General features: G+C 61.5%; 7 protein-coding genes. 2 read left to right on the top strand and 5 right to left on the bottom strand.

Going from position 1 to position 7,683, the window contains the following annotated elements; genetic code table 11:
• Positions 1-51: 51 nt before the first annotated feature.
• Positions 52-855, bottom strand: coding sequence for an ABC transporter permease (locus C9413_RS24220; RefSeq protein ID WP_039845086.1), 804 nt, complete (start codon positions 853-855; stop codon positions 52-54).
• A gap of 113 nt (positions 856-968) precedes the next feature.
• Positions 969-1,742, bottom strand: coding sequence for an ABC transporter substrate-binding protein (locus tag C9413_RS24215; RefSeq protein ID WP_039845085.1), 774 nt, complete (start codon positions 1,740-1,742; stop codon positions 969-971).
• Positions 1,743-2,065: 323 nt separating this feature from the next.
• Here C9413_RS24215 and C9413_RS24210 point away from each other — a divergent pair, with 323 nt between their 5' ends.
• Positions 2,066-4,192, top strand: a complete 2,127-nt coding sequence (locus tag C9413_RS24210; RefSeq protein ID WP_170251000.1) for an OmpA family protein — start codon at positions 2,066-2,068, stop codon at positions 4,190-4,192.
• Between the two features lie 47 nt (positions 4,193-4,239).
• Here the strand turns inward: C9413_RS24210 and mobB are convergent, their stop codons facing one another.
• Genes mobB through C9413_RS24195 form a run of 3 tightly spaced genes read right to left on the bottom strand, consistent with a single transcriptional unit; the run spans position 4,240 to position 6,304 of the window.
• Positions 4,240-4,761, bottom strand: coding sequence for a molybdopterin-guanine dinucleotide biosynthesis protein B (gene mobB, locus C9413_RS24205; protein WP_039845084.1), 522 nt, complete (start codon positions 4,759-4,761; stop codon positions 4,240-4,242).
• Positions 4,758-5,387 carry a molybdenum cofactor guanylyltransferase MobA gene (gene mobA / locus C9413_RS24200; RefSeq protein ID WP_039845083.1) on the bottom strand — a complete coding sequence of 210 codons (630 nt, stop codon included), beginning with the start codon at positions 5,385-5,387 and terminating at the stop codon, positions 4,758-4,760. The genes mobB and mobA overlap by 4 nt, the downstream gene beginning before the upstream one ends.
• 8 nt (positions 5,388-5,395) lie before the next feature.
• Complete coding sequence (locus C9413_RS24195) at positions 5,396-6,304, bottom strand: DMT family transporter (protein ID WP_039845082.1); 909 nt, start codon at positions 6,302-6,304, stop codon at positions 5,396-5,398.
• A 467-nt stretch (positions 6,305-6,771) separates the two neighbouring features.
• On the opposite strand from C9413_RS24195, the gene C9413_RS24190 reads away from it, so the two are divergent.
• Positions 6,772-7,542 (top strand): SDR family oxidoreductase, encoded by a 771-nt coding sequence (locus C9413_RS24190; RefSeq protein ID WP_170250999.1) that lies wholly within the window; start codon positions 6,772-6,774, stop codon positions 7,540-7,542.
• The last annotated feature ends 141 nt before the right edge of the window (positions 7,543-7,683 follow it).

The following is a 7,683-nucleotide window of genomic DNA, read 5'->3' as shown; positions in this document are numbered from 1 at the left end:
CGACGTGTTCCGTCGGCGCCGGCTGCGGCGGGAGGAGGGTTTGCGCATAGCTCATCGGCGGACCCCAGAGCGCTTCGCCCAGCGTTCGATATAGCTGAGGCCGATCGACGAGATGACCGCAAGCGCGAGATAGAGGCCGCAGGCGATGATGTAAAAGAAGAAAGCCTGCTTGGTGACGCGGACGGCGACTCCGGTCTGGCGCAGGATGTCGGCAAGGCCGATGATCGAGACGTAGGAGGTGTCCTTGAGCAGGATCATCCACAGGTTCGTGAGGCCGGGCAGGGCGATGCGGATCAATTGCGGCAGCACGATCAAGCCGAGCGTGCGGCCTTGATGAAGGCCGAGCGCATAGCCGGCTTCGTACTGGCCCCTCGGAATGGCGCGGAAGGCCGACAGCAGCACTTCCGCACAATAGGCGGAAAAGACCACCGAGAGCGCAATCATGCCGGCGACAAAGGCATTGATCTCCACCCGCTGCTCGTAGCCGAAGGAGGTGAGCACCGACTGGATCAGGATCTGAAGGCCGTAATAGATGATGAAGAGCGTCAGGAGCTCGGGCAGGCCGCGGAAGATCGTGGTGTAGATGCCCGACGCAAGGCGCACCGACCTTTCTTCCGATTGCTGGCCAAGCGCGACAAAGAAGCCGATGATGAGCCCGACGGGAAGCGTCAGAAGCGCCACGGCGACGGTAGTCTTCAGGCCGAGCGCGATTTCGTCTCCCCAGCCCGCATCGCCACAGGCGAGGATGGTCGATTGCCCGAACCAGGTGAAAACGCCGGCAGGTCCGCAGAGCGGATCAAAGATATATCCTATCCAGGCCCAGAACGAGCCCGGCGCGGAAAACAATCCGCCCATGCCAACTTTCCCCTCACGGCTTATGCCGTTTTGATCTTTCCATGGTTGTCAAACAAAAATGGCGGAAGAGCAAGCCTTCCGCCACCGTCTTTGCCGGTCAGTTACAAGTTTTCTTATTCGCCGTAAACGTTGAAGTCGAAGTACTTGTCCTGAATTTCCTTGTACTTGCCGTTGGCGCGGATTGCTGCGATCGCGGTGTTCAGCTTTTCCTTGAGCGGGTCGCCCTGGCGCACGGCGATGCCGGCGCCCTCGCCGTTGATTTCCTTGTCGACGGGAAGCGTCGTCAGGATCTTGCAGCAGGCGCCGGCTTCCGACTTGATCCATTCGGAGAGAACGACGACGTCGTCGATGGCGGCGTCGATACGGCCGCTCGAGATGTCGAGCTTATACTCGTCGGCGGTCGGATAGAGCTTGAGCTCCGTGTCGGCAAGGTGCTTTTCGGCGTAGTTGGCGTGCGTCGTCGAGGTCTGTGCGCCGATCGTCTTGCCTTTCAGGCCGGCGACGTCGGTGATCGTCGAGTCCTTCGGCACGGCGACGGCCGGCGGCGTGTTGTAGTACTTGTTGGTGAAGTCGACGAGCTTCAGACGCTCCGGCGTGATCGACATCGACGAAACGATCATATCGTACTTCTTGGCCTGCAGCGCCGGAATGATGCCGTCCCAGTCGGCGCTGACGAAGGTGCATTCGGCCTTCATTTCAGCGCAGAGCGCCTTGGCGATGTCGATGTCGAAGCCCTTGATCTCGCCGCTGGCGTCTACGAATTCGAAAGGCGGGTAGGTCGAGTCTGTGCCGATCACGTACTTCTCGCCGTCGGCCATTGCCGAACCTGCGAAGAGCGACAGCGCTGCGAGTGAAGCGGCTGCAAGAAAGCGGGTGGAGATACGCATGAGGATCCTCTCTGTTGGTTGGCCGCTGCGTCTTCTTCTTATCCGCCAGCGACCGGAATGCGGCGGGCACGGGGCACCGCCTTGGGGCGATAATCAAACCTTTTTTTTGCAAATTGCAACTGGAATCGCAGCGCAATGGTGCGGCGCAAACTGTGGCAAAGATGAACGGCACCGAACCGCAGCATTCATACCGGGTTAATGACGGGCTTCCTAAAACAGGGGGAACAAATCCGGATTTGGACGATTTCGGTCCCAAGTCCGCCCAAAACGTCGGGACGCCCTGCAGGTGTTCCAAAAGGCTCAACAAGAAGACGAGGAACCTCATGGGAATGAAATCAAGATTGTTTGCTAGCGCCGCTTTCCCGCTGCTTTCGCTGTCTCTGGCCATGTCGCCGGCCCATGCAGCGACCGCAGCCGGTGGAAGGGCGATGCGGCCCATACCGCAGGTGATCAGCGGCAGCTACGAGGTCGCGCAGGATGCTGCGCCTTCGGATGAAGAGCTTCTGAAGAAGAAGCGCAAGCGGCCTGCCGAGGAGCAGCAGCCTGAGGCAGAACCCCAGCAGGAGGCGCCGCAGGCCGAACAGGAAGCGCCGCGTCGCAAACAGCGCAAGGCAGAACCCGAACCCGAGCAGGCCCCGGAAGCGCAGCAGGCTCAGCCAAGCGAGGAGCAGCCCCGACGCAAGAAGCGTCAAGCCGCGCCCGAAGAGACTGCGCCCGAGCCACAGCAGGAGCAGGTAGCGCCTGAGGCTGCGCCGGAACAGCAGCCCGCGCAAAATCGCGAGCGGCCGCGCCGCAAGCAGCGCGAGCAGCAGCCTGCACAGCAGGAAACAGCGCCCCAGCAGGGCGAAGCCCAGCCGCAGGCCGACGAGTCGCAACAGCAGACGGAAGAGGCGCAGCCCGAGCAGCAGCGTCCGCGCAAGCGGCAGCAGCAAGCAACCGAAGGTGAGCAGCAGCCCGCGGCAAAACCCGGCCGCAAGCCCGTGAAAGAAGCTCAGCCTGAGCAGCAGCCGGCCGAAGATAAGGCAGCCGTTCCGCAGGAATCACCGTCGCCCGAGAAGGCTCCCGTGCCCGCCGAATCTCCGGCACCCAAAAAGCCGCCAGTTGCTGCAGAGCCGGGCGAGGCGCAGAAGCCTGCCGAAGGTGGCGAACAGCAGCTGCAACAGCAGGGCGAGCAGGTGCCCGTCCAGCCCGCAGCGCCGACTGGCGAACAGCCGAGCGGTGAGGCGCAGCCCACAGAACAGGCAATTCCTGCTCCTGAGAAGGTGACGCCGGAAGAGCTCGATCGCCGCAAGCAGATCGCCGAGGATCCGAGCAAAAGCAACGAGACCGTTGTCCTGCCGGTCGAGAACGGGGCCGCCGTGCTCGACAGCGACAAGGATGCCGACCGGGCTACCGGCCGGGGCGGACGGCGTGAACGTGATCGCCTGCGCGCTGCAGAGCAGCAGGTCATCGCCGCCCCGAAATCCGATGCCGATGCGCAGCTCGCTCCGGAAGGCCAGCGCCGGCCTCCGGTCAAGTTCGAGGCGGTGACGAGCGAAGAGGGCCGCAGGCTTGACCGCAGGCCAGAGTTCATGAGCCCGGAAGGTGCGCGCGTCGAGCGTTACGAGGGTGACGACAACCGCACCATCATACAATACAACAACCGGATTGTGGTGCGCAGCGATGACGACCGCCGATTCCTCAGGGACGGCGAACGGCCGCTCTACGAGCAGCTTTCGCGGGACCGTTACCGCGAGACGATCGAGCGCCCGGAAGGCTATCGCATCGTGACCATCCGCAACCGCTATGGTGATATCATCCAGCGCTCGCGCATCGACAGCGGCGGCCGCGAATATGTTCTCTACTATTCGCCGGAACTCTACGATGATCCGGACCGCGGCTACTTCGAGGATCCGGGCGCTGATTTGCCGCCGATGCGGCTGGGGATCCCGGTGCGCGACTACATCATCGACACAAGCAGCAATCCGGATCGCGATTATTACGAGTTCCTGAGCGAGCCGCCCGTTGAACCCGTCGAGCGCGTCTATTCGCTGAACGAGGTGAAGTATTCGGCCCGTATCCGCGACAAAGTCCGTCGCATCGACCTCGATACGATCACCTTCGCGACGGGTAGCGCCGAGATCCCGATGAGCCAGGCCCAGAGCCTGCGCAAGGTTGCCGATGCGATGAACGAGGTGCTTCAAAAAGATCAGAGCGAAACCTTCCTGATTGAAGGCCATACGGATGCGGTCGGCTCCGACGAGAGCAATCTCGTCCTTTCGGACCAGCGTGCCGAATCGGTCGCCAATGTGCTGACGGACGTCTATGGCATTCCGCCGGAAAACCTTGCGACGCAGGGTTATGGCGAGCGCTACCTGAAGGTCAATATGGATGGTCCCGAACAGGAAAACCGCCGCGTGACCATTCGCCGCGTTACGGCTCTGGTGCGACCGGTCGCGTCGAACCAGTAAGTAATCAGTTCGAGGAGAAAATGCCGTCGCTAGCGCGGCGGCTTTTTCTATCTGCAAGCTGGAGAAAGTCCGATCTTGGCAGCGATGAAATCGGCGATCATTGTCGTGTCGTCGAGACTGAAGACCGGCAGATCCGTGTCCGTGATGGGATGGTCGGCGGCGATGGCGCAGATATGCGGATCGGTCGGCGCCAGCAGATCGCGCCTGGCCGCTTCCAGGCGGCGGGCTTCGATCTTCGGGATCGGTTCGCGCTTGTAGCCTTCGATCAGTACCAGGTCGCAGGGAGCGAGACGTGCGAGGATTTCCTCGAAGGCCGGTTCGGGAGCGCCGCGCAACTCATGCATGATGGCGTAACGGGTGCCGGAGACGATCGTCACCTCATGCGCGCCGGCCTGTCGGTGGCGGTAGCTGTCGGCGCCGACCTTGTCGATATCGAAATCGTGGTGGGCGTGCTTGATCGTCGAGATGCGGTAGCCGCGGCGGGTGAACTCCGCGACGAGACGTACGGCAAGTCCCGTCTTGCCCGAATTCTTCCAGCCGGCGATTCCGAATATGCGTGGTCCGGTCATGAAAGCACCTGCAGCCAGCGCTCGGCTTCCACCAAGTCGTCGGGCGTGTTGATGTTGAAGAAAGGGTCGAGCAGGCTGGCGCGCGTCGGATGCAGCGGGAAGGCAACTTCCGCAACGTTATGCCGTAGCAGAAAGTCGCGCACGCGCCGCTTTTCGTCCGTTGCGATCCAGCCGGCGAGTTCGTCCCCCAGCGAAACCGGCCAAAGGCCGAAGACGGGATGAGGGCGGCCTTCGGAGGCGGCGATCGCGATCTTTGCCGGGGAATCGATTACGGCGGCGAAATCTGCGACAAGCTCTGCCGGGAAGAAGGGACTGTCGATCGAAACGGTCACGACATGGCTGACGCCTGGAAGCGTGGCCGCATGCGCCATTGCGGCATGGATGCCGGCCATCGGTCCCGCTTTGCCCGGGATGATATCCGGAATGAAGCGCAGGCCGCATTGCGGCTCGCTGTCGGCATTCACCGCAATTGTAGAGACCTGCGGGGCCAGCCGCGCGATGGCATGATCGAGCAGTGAGCGGCCGCCGAGCATGACGGAGGCTTTGTCCTGTCCCATGCGCGTCGAGCGGCCGCCGGCAAGGATGACGCCGGGAATATTGGTGTTGTGCAGGGAAAAATCGGCCATGGCGGTTCTCAGACGGGGCTTCTGGGCTCGGATTCCTGCGCCATCGGCGGCACGCGGCGTTTGGCCTCGCGATAGAAAGTATAAAGGCCGGACGCGATGACAACCGCAGCTCCGCAGAGCGTCCAGAAATCGGGCACCTCGGCGAAGAAGAAGACGCCGAGAAGTGCGGAGAAGATCAGGCTCGTATAGCGGAAGGGCGCGACGAAGGAGACTTCGCCGGTGCGCATCGCGAGGATGACGCATTGATAGCCGATCAGCACCAGGACGGAAGCGAAAAGCAGGTGCGAAAGCGAAGTGAGGCTGACGGGCTGCCAGCCGCCGAGCGCCGGCATGAGGAGCGCGCCGAAGAAGGCGACCGACATCGCGGTGATGACGGTCACCATTAACGAGGGGATCTCGGGATCGATGGAGCGGGTTGCAAGATCGCGCCCCGCCGTCACCAGGACGCTGGCAACGCAGAGAAGGGCTGCGGTTGTGAAGCCTTCGGGACCGGGACGGATGATGATCATGACGCCGAGGAGGCCCACCAGGATTGCCGACCAGCGCCGCCAGCCGACTGGCTCGCGGAAAAAGATTGCTGCTCCGAAGGTCACGACGAGCGGCAGGGATTGCAGGATGGCCGAGGCATTGGCGATCGGCATCATGCCCAGCGCCGTGATGTAGAAGACCGCGGCAAGCACTTCGCAGATGACGCGCAGGATGATAATCGGCTTCAGCACGATGCGCCAGGAGCGGAGCGCTCCTAGATGACGGGCGATCAGATAGACGAGAATGCTGGTGAAGACGCCGCGGATAAAGATGATTTCGCCGGCGTTCATATAGCTGATAACAGACTTGGAAAGGGCGTCGCTAGAGGAAAAGCCGGCCATGGCCATGCTCATGAAGATTGCGCCCTGGGTATTGCGAGACCGCGGCATGAAAAGAGATTCCCGATTTTCGTGCCGTCCTTTTAGAGGCGATCGCGCATCAAGGGAATCGAATGAAAGTCACATCCCAAATAAATCGATTGCGCGGTGCACAATAAGCAGCGCCGATACCGAGTTTGGTGGCCGCGGCTTTGCCAAGCCGCGGTTTTGAAAGACAAATTCTTTCGTTGCAGTGGCGTGTTGGAGTATTGGCCACGCCAGAGCCGCCGCATTGTCGGGAAAGTCCTCCTGTTCGACATGCTTTCGGACAAGATCGAGCGTGCCGGAGAGCGAGGTGATCTCTGGCTCCGGACGCGGCCAGGCCGCCTGATAAGATCGCCACCGGGAGAATTGGAACCCGCCCTCGACCGACCGTGTTTTTTGTTTTCTTCCAGCAGCGCAGAAAACGGGTGGCTGCAGCCGCACGGTTTTGCGATCTGAGTGCCGAACTTGATCCTCAGCAATGAACGGAGTGCGGTATGAACAGCCTGAATGGAAAGATCGCAATTGTCAGTGGCGCCAGCGCCGGTATCGGCCGCGCCGCGGCCAAACTCTTTGCCGCCGAGGGCGCCAAACTCGTCGTCACAGCACGGCGTGAGGCAGAATTGGGAATGCTCGTCGAGGAGATCGAGGCAGACGGCGGAGAGGCGGTTGCCGTTGCAGGCGAGATACGCGACGAGGGACTGCATCGTTCGCTTGTGGAAACGGCCTCAAGGCGTTTCGGGGGGCTCGACATCGCCTTCAATAATGCGGGCGGTACCGGCGCCTATGGCTCGCTTGCCGATATCTCGCTCGGCGATTGGCGCGATACCGTCGACCTCAACCTGACAAGCGGATTTCTTGCCGCCAAGCATCAGGCGCCGGCGATGATTGAGCGCGGCGGCGGATCGATCATTTTTACCTCGACCTTTGTCGGCCATACGGTGGGCATGCCCGGCATGGGCGCTTATGCGGCGGCAAAGGCGGGGCTAATGGGCCTCGTGCAGGTGCTGGCGGTTGAATTGGGCCCGAAGAATGTGCGCGTGAACGCACTGCTTCCAGGCGGCGTCGACACACAGGCAAATCCGATCAACTTCCCGGACGCCACGCCGGAGACGATTGCCTTCGTCAAAGGCTTGCACACGCTAAAGCGTGTCGCCCAGCCGGACGAGATCGCCAAGGTGGCGCTCTTCCTGGGCTCGGATATGGCGAGCTTCGTCACAGGTTCGTCAATGCTCGCCGACGGAGGCGTTTCGATCAATCGCACATAACGTCTCTCTGTCCCAAAAATTTGAACAAATCCGGGCTGTTGGCGTTTTCCATTCATGCCCAACTAAAGAGGAGAAGGAAGATGGATTGGAATCGTGTCGAAGGGAACTGGAAGCAGATGAAGGGTAAGATCAAGGAACAGT

The organism is Rhizobium sp. SEMIA 4085, assembly GCF_013004495.1.
Classification (GTDB): Bacteria; Pseudomonadota; Alphaproteobacteria; order Rhizobiales; family Rhizobiaceae; genus Rhizobium; species Rhizobium gallicum.
This window is presented reverse-complemented; position numbering and strand designations above follow the sequence as displayed.